Annotated in this window: 12 protein-coding genes; 10 read left to right on the top strand and 2 right to left on the bottom strand. The window is 46.6% G+C overall.

Translation table 11 applies throughout. The features are described from left to right. The first annotated feature begins 212 nt into the window (after positions 1-212). From EP58_RS01870 to pgmB, 6 genes are all read left to right on the top strand, one after another. Positions 213-1,265 (top strand): zinc-dependent alcohol dehydrogenase, encoded by a 1,053-nt coding sequence (locus EP58_RS01870; protein ID WP_036089349.1) that lies wholly within the window; start codon positions 213-215, stop codon positions 1,263-1,265. A gap of 18 nt (positions 1,266-1,283) precedes the next feature. After that, positions 1,284-2,075 carry a sugar phosphate isomerase/epimerase family protein gene (locus EP58_RS01865; RefSeq protein WP_036089347.1) on the top strand — a complete coding sequence of 264 codons (792 nt, stop codon included), beginning with the start codon at positions 1,284-1,286 and terminating at the stop codon, positions 2,073-2,075. A gap of 226 nt (positions 2,076-2,301) precedes the next feature. Beyond that, entirely contained in the window at positions 2,302-3,336 is a 1,035-nt protein-coding gene (locus EP58_RS01860) for a Gfo/Idh/MocA family protein (RefSeq protein ID WP_036089346.1), read from the top strand. A gap of 5 nt (positions 3,337-3,341) precedes the next feature. Continuing rightward, positions 3,342-5,525, top strand: coding sequence for a glycoside hydrolase family 65 protein (locus tag EP58_RS01855; RefSeq protein WP_373862718.1), 2,184 nt, complete (start codon positions 3,342-3,344; stop codon positions 5,523-5,525). A 21-nt stretch (positions 5,526-5,546) separates the two neighbouring features. Then, positions 5,547-6,665 carry a glycerate kinase gene (locus tag EP58_RS01850; protein ID WP_036089344.1) on the top strand — a complete coding sequence of 373 codons (1,119 nt, stop codon included), beginning with the start codon at positions 5,547-5,549 and terminating at the stop codon, positions 6,663-6,665. Beyond that, positions 6,662-7,321: a beta-phosphoglucomutase gene (gene pgmB, locus EP58_RS01845; protein ID WP_036089340.1), complete on the top strand. Its 660-nt coding sequence runs from the start codon at positions 6,662-6,664 to the stop codon at positions 7,319-7,321. Before EP58_RS01850 ends, pgmB begins: the two co-directional genes overlap by 4 nt. Before the next feature lie 46 nt (positions 7,322-7,367). Here the strand turns inward: pgmB and EP58_RS01840 are convergent, their stop codons facing one another. Further along, positions 7,368-7,922 carry a helix-turn-helix domain-containing protein gene (locus EP58_RS01840; RefSeq protein ID WP_036089339.1) on the bottom strand — a complete coding sequence of 185 codons (555 nt, stop codon included), beginning with the start codon at positions 7,920-7,922 and terminating at the stop codon, positions 7,368-7,370. Between the two features lie 116 nt (positions 7,923-8,038). Here EP58_RS01840 and EP58_RS01835 point away from each other — a divergent pair, with 116 nt between their 5' ends. The 4 genes from EP58_RS01835 (at position 8,039) to EP58_RS01820 (ending at position 11,738) form a co-directional block, all read left to right on the top strand. Next, the gene (locus tag EP58_RS01835) at positions 8,039-8,629 is read left to right on the top strand and encodes a LysE family transporter (RefSeq protein ID WP_036089338.1); all 591 of its coding nucleotides are present in this window, start codon (positions 8,039-8,041) and stop codon (positions 8,627-8,629) included. Positions 8,630-8,724: 95 nt separating this feature from the next. Continuing rightward, on the top strand, positions 8,725-10,149 hold the full coding sequence (locus EP58_RS01830) for an MBOAT family O-acyltransferase (protein ID WP_036089337.1): 1,425 nt from the start codon (positions 8,725-8,727) through the stop codon (positions 10,147-10,149). Positions 10,150-10,167: 18 nt separating this feature from the next. Beyond that, positions 10,168-11,334, top strand: a complete 1,167-nt coding sequence (locus EP58_RS01825; protein ID WP_036089334.1) for a DHHW family protein — start codon at positions 10,168-10,170, stop codon at positions 11,332-11,334. 11 nt (positions 11,335-11,345) lie between these two features. After that, the gene (locus tag EP58_RS01820; protein WP_036089332.1) at positions 11,346-11,738 is read left to right on the top strand and encodes a DUF1398 domain-containing protein; all 393 of its coding nucleotides are present in this window, start codon (positions 11,346-11,348) and stop codon (positions 11,736-11,738) included. 313 nt (positions 11,739-12,051) lie between these two features. Here EP58_RS01820 and EP58_RS01815 read toward each other — a convergent pair whose 3' ends face one another. Continuing rightward, positions 12,052-12,930: a helix-turn-helix domain-containing protein gene (locus tag EP58_RS01815; RefSeq protein WP_036089329.1), complete on the bottom strand. Its 879-nt coding sequence runs from the start codon at positions 12,928-12,930 to the stop codon at positions 12,052-12,054. Position 12,931 lies beyond the last annotated feature (1 nt).

Raw genomic sequence — 12,931 nt, 5'->3', positions numbered from 1 at the left:
CTCACTTTTGCCTAGAAGCTAAAAGCTTCTAGGCACTCTGACTCATGTTTGGAGGCACGAAAGTGCCTTGGTGTTGGAAGGAATGTCTGGGTGAGGGACGATTTACCTGCACTGTTAAAAATGCTGTTCTAGTTTTACGTACGCAAGTATGTTTTGTGTTTTATGAAATTTTACAGGAAATGGATTTGGAATTTAGAAAGGAAGTTTGGATAATGAGAAAGTTGATTGCTACGGAGCCGCGGGTTGCGGATTTGGTGGAGTATGTGGATCGGGAGCTGGCGAAGGATGAGGCTCGGATTCAGGTGAAGTTTGCGTCGCCGAAACATGGAACGGAGGTCGTTGATTTTCGCGGTGTGAGCCCGTTTATTGATGAGGAATTCAACGAGGAATGGAATATGTTTATGCCGCGTCCGGAAGGTTCGGCGCGTGGGATCGTGTTCGGTGAGTTTCAGCTTGGGAACATGGTTGTCGGCGAGATCGTTGAGATTGGCGAGGACGTGACGGAGTACGCGATTGGCGACATGGTTTGCTCTTACGGGCCGATTATGGAGACGGTGATCGTGAAGGCGGTCGATAATTATAAATTGCGCAAAATGCCAGAGGGCGCTAGTTGGAAAAATGCGGTTTGTTATGATCCGGCGCAGTTTGCCATGAGTGGTGTTCGTGAGGCGCATGTACGTGCGGGTGATTATGTCGTGGTCGTTGGGCTCGGCGCGATTGGCCAAATTGCGATTCAGCTGGCGAAAAAGGCTGGTGCGAGTATCGTGATTGGTGTCGATCCATTGGAACATCGTCGCGAAATTGCGATGCGTCATGGCGCGGATGCTTGTTTTAACCCGATTGGAACGGACGTTGGATTTGAAGTTAAAAAATTGACTGGCAAACTTGGCGCGGACTCGATTATTGAAACGAGTGGGAATTCGCAAGCGCTTGAAGCAGCGTTACGCGGGATTGCGTATGGCGGAATTATTTCGTATGTGGCGTTCGCGAAGCCGTTCCCGGATGGCTTTAATTTAGGACGTGAAGCGCATTTTAATAATGCCAAAATCGTGTTTGCACGCGCGTCTAGTGAGCCGAATCCGGATTATCCGCGATGGAATCGGAAGCGGATTGAGGAAACGTGTTGGGAACTTTTGATGAATGGGTATCTTGATTGTGAAGATTTGATCGACCCGATTGTGAGTTTGGACGAGAGTGCGGAAGCTTACATGAAGTACGTAGATCAGAATCCGGATTTGAGTATTAAGATGGGAATCGAACTTTAAAAGGAGACGGAGACAGTTATGAAAATTGGGACGCAGAATCAGGCATTTTTTCCAGAGGGTATTATGGAGAAATTCGAATATGTGAAGGAAATGGGTTTTGAAGGGTTCGAAATCGACGGAAAACTGCTCGTGGAAAACGTGGCGGAGATCAAAGCGGCGATTGCGGCGACTGGGATTCCGGTTTCGACGGCGTGTGGTGGTTATGATGGCTGGATCGGTGATTTCATCGAAGAGCGTCGTTTGCGCGGTTTACAAGAAATCAAGGTCATTTTGGAGGCGTTGCAAGAGGTTGGCGGGAAAGGAATTGTGGTTCCTGCGGCTTGGGGAATGTTCACGTATCGCTTGCCACCAATGGTTTCGCCGCGTTCGGAAGCTGGTGATTTTAAAGCTGTGAGTGAGTCGCTCGTTTATTTGGACGGGGTTGCGGCAGAGACGGGGACGACGATTTTTCTGGAGCCGCTGAATCGCTATCAGGATCATATGATTAATTTGCTGGGCGATGCGCGTCGTTATATTGAGCAAAATAACTTGAAACATGTGAAAATTATCGCGGACTTTTACCATATGAATATTGAAGAAGACGGGATTTCGGAGGCACTTCACGCGAATCGTGATTTAGTGGAGCACGTGCATGTGGCGGACAATCATCGCTATCAGCCGGGCAGTGGATCGCTTGATTTTAAAAAGCATTTCGACCAGTTGAAGGCGGATGGCTACGGCGGGTTCTTGACGTTTGAATGCCGAGTTCGTGCGGATGACCCGGAAAAAGCGTATCGTGATGCATTGGAACATTTGAAGAATTGTAGATAAACTCAGCGTGGCGACAAACGCTCACTTTCGTCGTTAAAAGCTCCGCTCCAGTGCTCACGTGCCTTAGTACGCTCCGCGCTGGTACTCGCTTTTGCCTAGAAATTAAGCATTTGTCGCCACGCTGAGGTTTGGCGGTAAATCATAGATTGTAGTTTTTCTATATTCAGAAATACGATACTCCTCTAAAATCCGATTTTGGAGGCAGTATTTCAAGGGGGAACATGAGTTGAAAAAAGTGGCGATTATTGGTGCGGGGCAAGTGGCCGAGAAGGTGCATGCGGCGTATTACAAAACGCGGACGCAGGAGTTGGAACTGGTCGCGGTCGTGGATCCAGATGCAGGGCGTGCACGGGATTTTGCGGAACAGAATGGCTTTGCGCGTAGTTACGTGGATGCGTCGGCGATGTTTGAGGCGGAAAAACCGGATATGGTGAGTATTTGTACGCCGAATCGGTTTCATTTTGATAATGTGATGTTGGCGCTTTCGCATGGTGCTGCGGTTATGTGTGAAAAACCGCCTGCAATGACGGCGAATGAGGCGCAGCAGATGCGTGATTTGGCGGCGAAACAGGGGCTTGTTTTGGCGTATGATTTTCATCACCGGTTTGCGACGGATATGCGAGAGGTGAAGCAGGCTTACGCGGATGGCGTTCTGGGTGAGGTTTACATGACGAAAGCGAAGGCGTTGCGTCGTTCGGGCGTTCCTGGTTGGGGCTCGTTCACGAATAAGGCGTTGCAAGGCGGTGGACCGCTGATCGATATCGGCATTCACATGTTGGACGCGGCGATGTACGTATTGGATTTTCCAAAGGTCAAGAAAGTGACCGCCAAAATGTTTCAAAAAATTGGGACAAAGAAGTCGGAAGGTACGTTTGGAACGTGGGATCCTGCCAAATACGATGTAGAGGACGCGATTTTTGCGTTTATTGAGTTTGAAAATGGTGGCTTGTTGCAGTTGGAGACGTCTTTTGTATTGCAGATGAAAGAGAAGGCTGTGCTGAATGTCGAATTTTTCGGTGATGAGGCTGGTGCGACGTTGTTTCCGGCAGAGATTTACACGGATCGGGCTGGCGAATTGATCACAATTTTGAAAAAGGAAACGGCGGACGAGGAGCGACATGCAAAAAGTATGCAGGCGTTTGTGGACCGAGTGCTTGGTGCGGAAGTTATGGTGGCTGACGGGGAGCAGGGTTATCAGGTTCAGAGTTTGATTGAGGCGATTTACGAATCAGCAGAAAAAGGTGAGAGTGTATATTTATGAGTAGAATCAGTGTATTACGGGAGAGTAGAATAGATCCGCATTATTTCGATACGTATGCGAGTTTGATGACGACGGGGAACGGCTACATGGGCGTCCGCGCGGGATTTGAGGAAGATTATCCGGAGCAAACGCGTGGCATGTATGTGGCGGGAATATATAATAAAGCGCAGGGGCAAGTGAGTTCGGATTTGGTGAATTTGCCTGATGTGACGCGGTTTGAGTTCGAAATCGATGGTGTGATTTTCTCGATGCATAGCGGGGAAGTGCAGGATTTTGAGCGAGTTTTCGATTTGGCGACAGGGGAAGTGTGTCGTGAATTAGTTTGGCAGCATCCGAATGGGAAACGGTTCGGGCTTTGTTTGAAACGCTTTGTAAGTAAGAAGGAATTACATAAGGTGTATGCGAAAGTGGCGATTACGAGCCTTTCGGGGGACGCGGATGTGCGGATTCGGACGGGGATTGATGGTCAGCAGACGAACTTTGGGACGCAACATTTGGTGGAAAAATCGCTTCGTGTGTTTAGTGAAACGTGGATGCAGGGCGATTATGTGACGACGCAAAGTGGGCAGGATGTGACGGTGACGTCGATGATTAGCGCGCCAGGTAGTTTTGCAGCGAAGAATCGGCAGTTGCTCGTGACGGTGAACCAGAAGTTGGCGGAGAATGAACCGTTTTCGCTGGAAAAGGTAAGCGTTATCGCGACGAGTTTGGAGACGGAAAACCCAGCGGAATTTGGACTCGGTGAAATACGCGCGGCGAAGAGTTATGAGGAAGCTTTGGCGGAATCGCGCGGTTCTTGGCAGAAATTTTGGCAGGATTATCGGGTGGAGGTGACGTCGGAAAATGCGTTTGATCAGTTGGCGCTGGATTTTGCGGCGTATCATTTGGAAGCGATGACACCGGCTCACGATGAGCGTTTTAGCGTTGGGGCGAAAGGGCTGACGGGTGAAGGTTACAAGGGGCATGTGTTCTGGGATACGGAGATTTTTATTGCGCCGTTTCATTTGTATAATCATCCGGAAAAGGCTCGGAAGTTGTTGCGCTATCGTTATCTTCATTTGGAGCAGGCACGTGAAAAGGCAGCGAAAAATGGCTATCAAGGAGCGTTATTTCCTTGGGAGAGCGCGTTTAGTGGAGAAGAAGAGACGCCTGAATTTGCTGCGATTAATGTTCGCACTGGGAAGCGTCAAAAAGTGGCGTCGGCTCTTGCGGAACACCATATTGTGGCGGATGTGGCGCATGCTGTGGTCAATTATTACGAAGCGAGTCAAGATGAACTGTTTATGGAACGTGATGGTTTGCAAATTTTGCAGGAAACGGCGCGTTTTTGGTTAAGTAGGGCTGTATTAAAGGATGGAAAATATGTTATATTAGATGTAATCGGTCCGGACGAGTATACAGAACATGTGGATAATAATGCATACACGAATTATTTGGCGCACGAAAATGTGTACCAGACGTTGCGGTTTATGTCTAAATATGGCCAAAAACATACGGCATTTTATGATTTATGCGAGGCGTTTTTACGGAAAATTTATTTACCGCAGCCGGATGTGTCGAAGTTGATTCCGCAAGATGATACGTTTTTGGGTAAACCGGAAATTGATTTGTCGGAATATAAGGCGCGGCAGGGATCTCAGGCGATTTTGCTGGATTATTCGCGTGCGGAAGTGAATGAGATGCAGATTTTGAAGCAGGCGGATGTGGTGATGTTGCTTTATTTGATGCCGAATCTGTTTTCGGAGGAAATTGTGGCGCGGAATTTGGATTATTATGAGGAGCACACGATTCATGATTCTTCGCTTAGTAAGGCGATTCATGCGATTGTGGCGAATCGGGTTGGTCAGCCGGAGAAGGCGTATCGTTTCTTCGAGGAAGCGTGCCGAATTGATCTGGAAGCGGCTCCTGGTGGGACGGATGAAGGTGTACATGCGGCGTCGCTTGGCGCGATTTGGCTGTCTGCGATATTCGGATTTGGCGGTGTGGCGATTGCGGATGGCGAACTGCATTTGAATCCGCGACTACCGGCTGGATGGAAGCGCTTGGCATTTTCGTTCGTATGGCACGGAGAACGTTTGGAAATCGAGCTGGAATCGGATAAAATTCGCGTGACAAAAGACACGACGGCACCAATTCAGATGCACATTTTTGGTGAGAAGCATTGTATGACGACTGGACTAGAAATTTAAATTTTGGAAGGAAGAGCGATCATGAAAATAGTCATTGCCCCAGATTCATATAAGGAAAGTTTAACAGCGCAGGAGGTTGCGGATGCGATTCGAGTGGGATTTGCTGACGTGTTTCCAGACGCGGAGTATCAGCTTTTGCCTGTGGGCGATGGCGGGGAAGGAACAATCAGGATTCTGGCGGATGCGTCTGGTGGCGTGATGGAGGAAGTGCGTGTGACGGGACCGCTCGGTGAAGTTGTGACGGCGAAAATGGCGTTTAGCGCGGATCGGACGCGGGCGTTTATTGAGATGGCGGAAGCGTGCGGGTTGCATTTAGTGCCGCTAGAAAAACGCAATCCGTTGATGGTGAGCACGGCGGGTGTCGGCGAGTTGATCAAGCATGCGCTGGATGCGAAGGTACGGGAAATCGTGATTGGCGTCGGTGGAAGTGCTTCCCATGACGGCGGAATTGGCATGGCAGCAGCACTTGGCGCGAGATTCTACAATTTGCGTGGCGAACCGGTGCCGGCGATTGGTGCGAATTTGAGCGCGATTAGTTCGGTTTCGCTGACGGATCTCGATTCGCGATTGGCGGAAACGACGATACGGATTGCGGCTGACGTGGAGAATCCGTTATGTGGTGAGAACGGTGCTGCAGCTATTTTTGGACCGCAAAAAGGCTTGGCACAGGACAAGATTGCGAGCATGGATAACGCGATGCAAGGCTTTTATTCGATTTTTGAACAGGATGTGCGCGAGTTGCCGGGAAGTGGTGCTGGTGGCGGAATGGGTGCTGGTTTGATGCTCTTTACAGGTGCGAAATTTGAGCCGGGAATCGAGCTCGTTTTGCGGGAGTTGAAGATGGAAGAAGCTTGCGCGGACGCTGATATTATCGTGGTTGGCGAGGGTCGCATGGACGGTCAGACGGTCTTTGGCAAGGCGCCGATTGGTGTTGCGAACTGCGCGCCTGAAAACGCGACGGTGATAGGAATTTGTGGTAGTATTGGAGATGGAATTGAAGCGGTTTATCCAAAAATAGATGCGGTGTTTCCAACGATTGCAACGGCTGGGACGCTCGCTGAAATTTTGCCTAAAACGCGTGAAAATATTGAACGAACAGCCCGAAATGTGGCGGTTCTGCTGAAGGGGAGAATACGGTGAAACAGTTAGAAGCAGTTATTTTTGATTTGGATGGTGTGATTACGGATAGCGCGCACTTTCATTATTTAGCGTGGAAACAGTTGGCGGCGGACATTGATATCGAGATCGACGAGGCGTTCAATGAGACGCTAAAAGGGATCAGCCGGATGGATTCGCTCGACTTGATTCTGGCAAAAGGTGGGCGCGAAAAAGACTTCACACTGGAGCAAAAAGAGGAATTGGCGGCTAAGAAAAACGCGCATTACGTGGAGTTGTTGAAAGACTTGTCTGCCGCGGATATCTTGCCTGGCATCAAGCCATTGCTAGCTGCGATTCGCGCGGCAAACTTGAAAATCGCCTTGGCTTCCGTTTCTAAAAACGCGCCGATGGTTCTGGCAGCGCTTGGCTTGACGGATAGTTTCGACTATCTTGCCGATGCAGCCAAAATCACACATTCGAAACCAGACCCAGAAATCTTCCTTGTCGCAGCAGCTGGACTTGGCGTAGAGCCTGCAAACGCGGTCGGAATCGAGGACGCCCAAGCTGGCGTGGAAGCAATCAAATCCGCTGGTATGAAAGCGATTGGCGTCGGAACTGGCCTCGTTGGAACAGACGAATTAGTCAGCGACACATCGAAATTAACACTTGCCATGATTCAAAAAGTATTCCAGATTTAATATGAAAAAAGTAGCGTGAAATTCAAACTTCACGCTACTTTTTTGTCTAATTTGGGTAGTAAATAATCATGCTCAGCCTACAAACATCTGCGCTCGCATTCGTATACACATGTTCCTGATCCGCCTTGAACCGAATCGAGTCCCCATCTTTAGCCTTCAACTCTTCCCCATTAGTAGCAATCACAAGCTCCCCAGAAAAAACCGTGATAAACTCCTCCGTACCATCTGGATGAGGCGTCGATTCCAACCTTCCATCCGGATCAATCTCCAAATAGTATGTCTCAAAGCGGCGTTCACTGTCAAAAGTAAACATCGGATAGTTGCGACATTTCCCGTCATCAGCAATGAGCGGTTCCCGCGTTTTACGATCAATCACTTCATAATCAATCTTCGGTTTTGTCACGAGTTCTGTAAAAGAAACCTTCAACCCATTCGCGATTTTCCATAAAGTTGATATCGTTGGATTGACGTCTCCGCGCTCGATTTGGCCAAGCATACTCTTACTGACACCAGTGAGTTTCGCTAGTTCATCGAGGCTGAGGCGTTTTTTCTGGCGAGCCAATTTTAGATTTTCTGAGACGACAGCACTAATATTATCCACAAATTTGTCCTTCTTTCATGTTGACAATATAACGCACGTAATGTATCGTATACTGTATAAACGTTATAGTATCCTTTTTGTGTATTATATCATCCAACGAGAGGAAGGTAAAGAATATGTTCAATATCGCAGCATTTTTATCCTATATATTTTTGACAGCCTACACACCAGGGCCAAATAACATTATGGCGATGTCAAATGCAAGTAATGACGGCTTTAAAAAGAGTTTTAAGTTCTGTTTAGGTGTTTTGGCAGGTTTTTTCGTTATTGTACTAGCATCGGCGATTTTTAGCGCAGCATTATATGATTTTATCCCAACTATTGAACCATTTATGCGTTTTGTCGGGGCTGCGTACATTTTGTGGCTAGCTTGGGTGATTTTGCGAGACAAACCGAATAATCCAGACGCGAAAAAAGTGCGATTAGACCCAAATTGCTTTTTTACAGGCATGGTAATGCAATTCATAAACGTGAAGGTGATTTTATACGGAATTACGACCTTTTCAACGCTTGTTTTGCCGTATTTTAGCGGCGTATGGCAAGTATCCCTGTTCATATTGATTTTGACCGTTGTCGGCTTTTCAGGCACGTGTTGCTGGGCTATGTTTGGCTCGGTTTTCAGCAAAATATTTGTAGAACATAAGCGTGGACTGAACATTGTGATGGCGCTCTTGCTTGCCTATTGCGCGGTATCGATTTTGTTGTAAAATGTATATTGTTTTTTACCCTTACTCGTAGTAAAATGAATAAGATATATAGTATTCAAAAAACTTCAAGAATCGAGAGAAAAGGGAGAAAAGTCATGCTATTTAGTACTACGACGTTTTTGTTTGTATTTTTACCACTTGTTTTAGCTATTTATCTTATCACGCCGAAAAAATTGAAAAACATTATGTTACTGTTAGCCAGCTTATTTTTTTACGCTTGGGGAGAACCGAAATTCATCTATGTCATGCTACTTTCGATTTTACTTAACTACGTGTTCGGACTGCTCGCGGACAAGGCGAAGCGGGAAGGAAAGCACGGCAAGTTAGTTATCACATTGATGGTTATCGGAAACTTAGCGATTTTAGGAATTTTCAAATATGCGAACTTTGTTGTCTTTAATATCGAGACGTTTTTTGGTTCCAATTTTGAATGGACAGCGATTGCTTTACCACTTGGAATTTCGTTTTATACGTTCCAAGGGATAAGTTACGTGATGGATGTGTACCGCGGTGACGGGCGTGTGCAGAAGAATCCATTGAATATCGCGCTATACATATCGTTGTTTCCTCAACTTGTTGCTGGGCCGATTGTGCGCTATCAGACGGTTGCGGATCAGATCGAGAGTCGAAAAGTCGATATTAATTTGTTCACGAGTGGAGTAAAGCGCTTTATTATAGGCCTCGCGAAGAAGATGTTTATCGCGAATAACTGCGGACTTGTTGCGGATCAGATTTTTCAAAGTCAAGGCGGTGGCTTATCGGTCGGGACAGCTTGGATTGGCTTGATTTTCTATTCACTTCAAATTTTCTTTGATTTCTCCGGTTACTCTGATATGGCGATTGGGCTTGGCCGCATGTTCGGCTTTAAATTCCTCGAGAACTTTAACTATCCGTATATCGCAAAATCGGTATCAGAATTTTGGCGGAGATGGCATATTTCGCTTGGAACGTGGTTCAAAGATTACCTCTACATTCCACTTGGCGGGAATCGTGTTTCTCCAATTAAGGTCTATCGAAATTTGGCGATTGTATGGCTGGCGACAGGGATTTGGCACGGCGCGAGTTGGAATTTCTTGCTTTGGGGCGCGTACTACGGGCTGTTCATCATGCTGGAAAAAGCCTTTTTGGGCAAAGCTTTGCTGAAAGTCCCCGCGGCGCTGCAACACGTGTATGCGTTAATTGTCATCATTTTCGGCTGGCTCTTATTCCGAATCGACAATGTGAGCGATATTTGGAGTTATCTGGGCTCAATGTTTGGTTCCGGGGTGTTCTGGGATGCACGAGCAACGTATTATATGCATGAATATGCAATTGTTCTAATTGTGGCAATCATTGCATGTACACCGCTTGTGAAAAATTTCTTTGCGAGCGACAAACTCTTAACGTTCATGCAAAGCCATCGAGCACTCCACGTGACAAAAGACGTGGCGACACTTGCAGTTCTAGCTTTCATTTTCGTATATTCCGTCGCGCTCGTTGTTGGCTCGACATTCAATCCATTCATTTATTTCAGATTTTAAAACGTTAGGAGAATAACTGTGAATAAAAAACTATTTAACATACTACTATCGACTGGGTTTCTACTCTTTATTTTCGGCGTTTTTTTCTTCTATCTGTTTGCTGGAAAAAATCAAGTGTCTATTTTAGAAAGTCGTAACTTGGCGCAAGAGCCTGCATTTAGCTCGGAGGCAGTGAAAAGCGGTCAGTATATGAGGAGCTGGGATGTCTTTTTTAACGATCAATTTCCGCGTCGTGATGCGTTTACGGAGCTAAATATGCGCGTGAACCAAGTGGCGCTGGGGCAAGATGTGTACAAAGATGTATACGTCGCGCCAGATGGCTATTTGCTGACAAAAGTGGAGCAATATACAAAGGCTGATGCGGATAAAATCGCTGAGCGTGTGAATGATGTAGGTAAGGAATTGCAAAAACAAGGCGTTACAACCAGTTTGGTGATCGTTCCGAATAAGTCGACGGTGTTTGAGGACAAGTTTCCGACCTATTATCCGAGTTTTGGGCGTGAGGGATACGAGCGTTTGATGCCGCTTATCGACGAGCAGTATGTGCAGAATATCGATGTTTCGAAAGTCCTTTACAAAAATAAGAACGAGAAAAACATGTTTTTCTATACCGATCATCATTGGCAAGCCAAAGCCGCATTTTTAGCATCGGAAAAAGTGGCGAAAGCGATGAATTCTGGCGTGAAACAATTGACGGTGGACGATTGGACTTGGAAATTGGAGGGGTTGCCATTTTACGGTTCGGATGCTCGGAAAACGACTTCTTCGCTTGTGTCTAAGTCGGATCAGGTGATGGTCGCGGAGCAGAAAAATCTGAGTGCGCCGTATCAATTGGATGTGATCAAGGAGAAGCGCGATTCGTTATATGTGATGAGTCGTTTGACGGATCCTGCGGTGTATGCGAATCGTTACACAGCCTACATTGGGACAGATTATCCGGAGCTTCATATTAAGACGCCAGATCCGTTGACGCAGAAGAATTTGTTGATTTTCAAGGATTCGTATGCGAACGCGTTTATCCAATTTATCGCGCCGTATTATGCGAATGTGCACGTGCTGGATTTACGTTATTATAAAAATCTCGATTTGCAAGCCTACGTGAAAAAATACGATATTGACCAGGCGTTGTTGTTTTTCAATAATAATTCGATTTATACGACACCGCAATTAACGACATTTAAGTAGGAGGTAAGCCCATGTTAACGCAAGAAACAATTATGCAAGTCGCGACGAGTGAGGCGAACGCTGGTGATTTCCCGAAAGTCGTGCAAGGATTCAAAGCGGCCGGCGTCGTGAAATACGATTATCTCGTGGAAACGGGGATGTATGTTTTCTGGGATGCAGAGGGCGCGAAGGTCGAAGCGCAGCTGAACGGCGTACCGAAAAGCGTGGCGCTAGCCTCATCAGTAGTTGCCATCAAAGACGCGGTGAAACAAGCCCAATCCGGAAGCATTGATTTCGAGCAGTTTTGCGAATTAGCAGGCACGGCTGGCGTCCCAGTTTGGCATTCCGACTTGGTTGAGATGATGGTTACTTATGAGGATAAGGAAGGTAAGGCGCTACTTCAAGAGCCGATTCCAAGTAAATGATTTGAAAAGTCTTCTTCGGGAGGCTTTTTTAAGTTGGCAGCACACCTCAAAAAACGATTCCACGTGTACAAAACAGTAGAATCGTTTTTTTGCGCATATTTTTTTTCGAATAGGGTAAACAATTAGAGTTGTTAGTATTTGTTTGAAAAGGGGCTATGTGATGTATCTATTAATCATTGGGATTGTAGTGTTAGGTATTGGACTTTTCATTTTTGAACCGCAGAGCAGGGAGCGCCCAGACGAGTAACCGTTAGCGTATCTAAAAATAGCATTTTCTATCGTTTGAGTTTTGGAAATTATTCCAGAGCTTTTTTTATGTTTTCGCTTCATAAAGCAGGCAACTCAGATAAGCAAACAGCAACCCGTCCGTTTTTCGCAGCGACAGGTTCGTCAATTCTTGAAATTTATCGATGCGGTATTGAATCGTGTTGCGGTGCATGAATAGCGCTTTTGCAGTCATACTCAGATTCCCTTGTTGCTCCCAAAGCGCCTTAATCAGCGGTTTCCAAGTCTCATCTTTCTCAAAAAGCTGGCCGATTTCACGCGCTAATAAGCTGTGTGTCAACTGCTCGGCAATCATCGGTAAGCAGTTGGATTCGACGGTTTGCACGAGTTGGCTGGAATGCTGCCGGAATAGGCGTTGTTCTTCGGCGAATAAGTCGCGGAGCAAGGCGTTTTTCTCGTGGAATAGTCCCATGAAAAAGTGAACCTGCACGTAAAAATCACCTTCCAGCGTTGTCGCGATGGCATCGAGTTCTTCTTCACCGAGCAGGGATCCCGCTATTTTTTCAATCAAAATGCCGTAATTATCGGTCAGCATGAGTAATTCGGTGTCCTGCGCGAAGAAACTAATCAACGCTTTTTGCCACTCGAGTAGTGTTTTTTTGGATGGCGGTGTGGACTGGATTTGGAATTGTGTGATGCGGTAAGAATGCGGCTCTGGCTTGATTGTGAGCGATTCTTGCGTGAATAGTAATGCGTGCCATTCGGTGAGCCGTTCGTTTTTGAAAACAGGTGCTGGTGCTTGGAAAAGCGTTTGCAGTAGGTCTATTTCCTCTTTTCTGAGCGTTTTCTTAGGAATCGCGAAATAGTATGGATTCTCGTAAAAGAAGAGATGTGTCGTATTTATTTTTAACGGTTTTTCGGAATATGTAAGGTCGGGATAGCGCTCTTTTAGTTTTTTGATTTGCATC

Origin of the sequence: Paenilisteria newyorkensis (assembly GCF_000766145.1) — a bacterium.
Taxonomy (GTDB): Bacteria; Bacillota; Bacilli; order Lactobacillales; family Listeriaceae; genus Listeria_A; species Listeria_A newyorkensis.
The sequence above is the reverse complement of the archived record's forward strand: the minus strand, read 5'-3'. Positions and strand labels throughout refer to the sequence as shown.

What these genes read in the sequence shown, in the direction of transcription:
- EP58_RS01820 (WP_036089332.1), top strand. Translation starts at nt 11,346, where the DNA reads ATGTTAACGCAAGAAACAATTATGCAAGTCGCGACGAGTGAGGCGAAC.
- EP58_RS01850 (WP_036089344.1), top strand. Translation starts at nt 5,547, where the DNA reads ATGAAAATAGTCATTGCCCCAGATTCATATAAGGAAAGTTTAACAGCG.
- EP58_RS01835 (WP_036089338.1), top strand. Translation starts at nt 8,039, where the DNA reads ATGTTCAATATCGCAGCATTTTTATCCTATATATTTTTGACAGCCTAC.
- EP58_RS01865 (WP_036089347.1), top strand. Translation starts at nt 1,284, where the DNA reads ATGAAAATTGGGACGCAGAATCAGGCATTTTTTCCAGAGGGTATTATG.
- EP58_RS01830 (WP_036089337.1), top strand. Translation starts at nt 8,725, where the DNA reads ATGCTATTTAGTACTACGACGTTTTTGTTTGTATTTTTACCACTTGTT.
- EP58_RS01815 (WP_036089329.1), bottom strand. Translation starts at nt 12,930, where the DNA reads ATGCAAATCAAAAAACTAAAAGAGCGCTATCCCGACCTTACATATTCC.
- EP58_RS01870 (WP_036089349.1), top strand. Translation starts at nt 213, where the DNA reads ATGAGAAAGTTGATTGCTACGGAGCCGCGGGTTGCGGATTTGGTGGAG.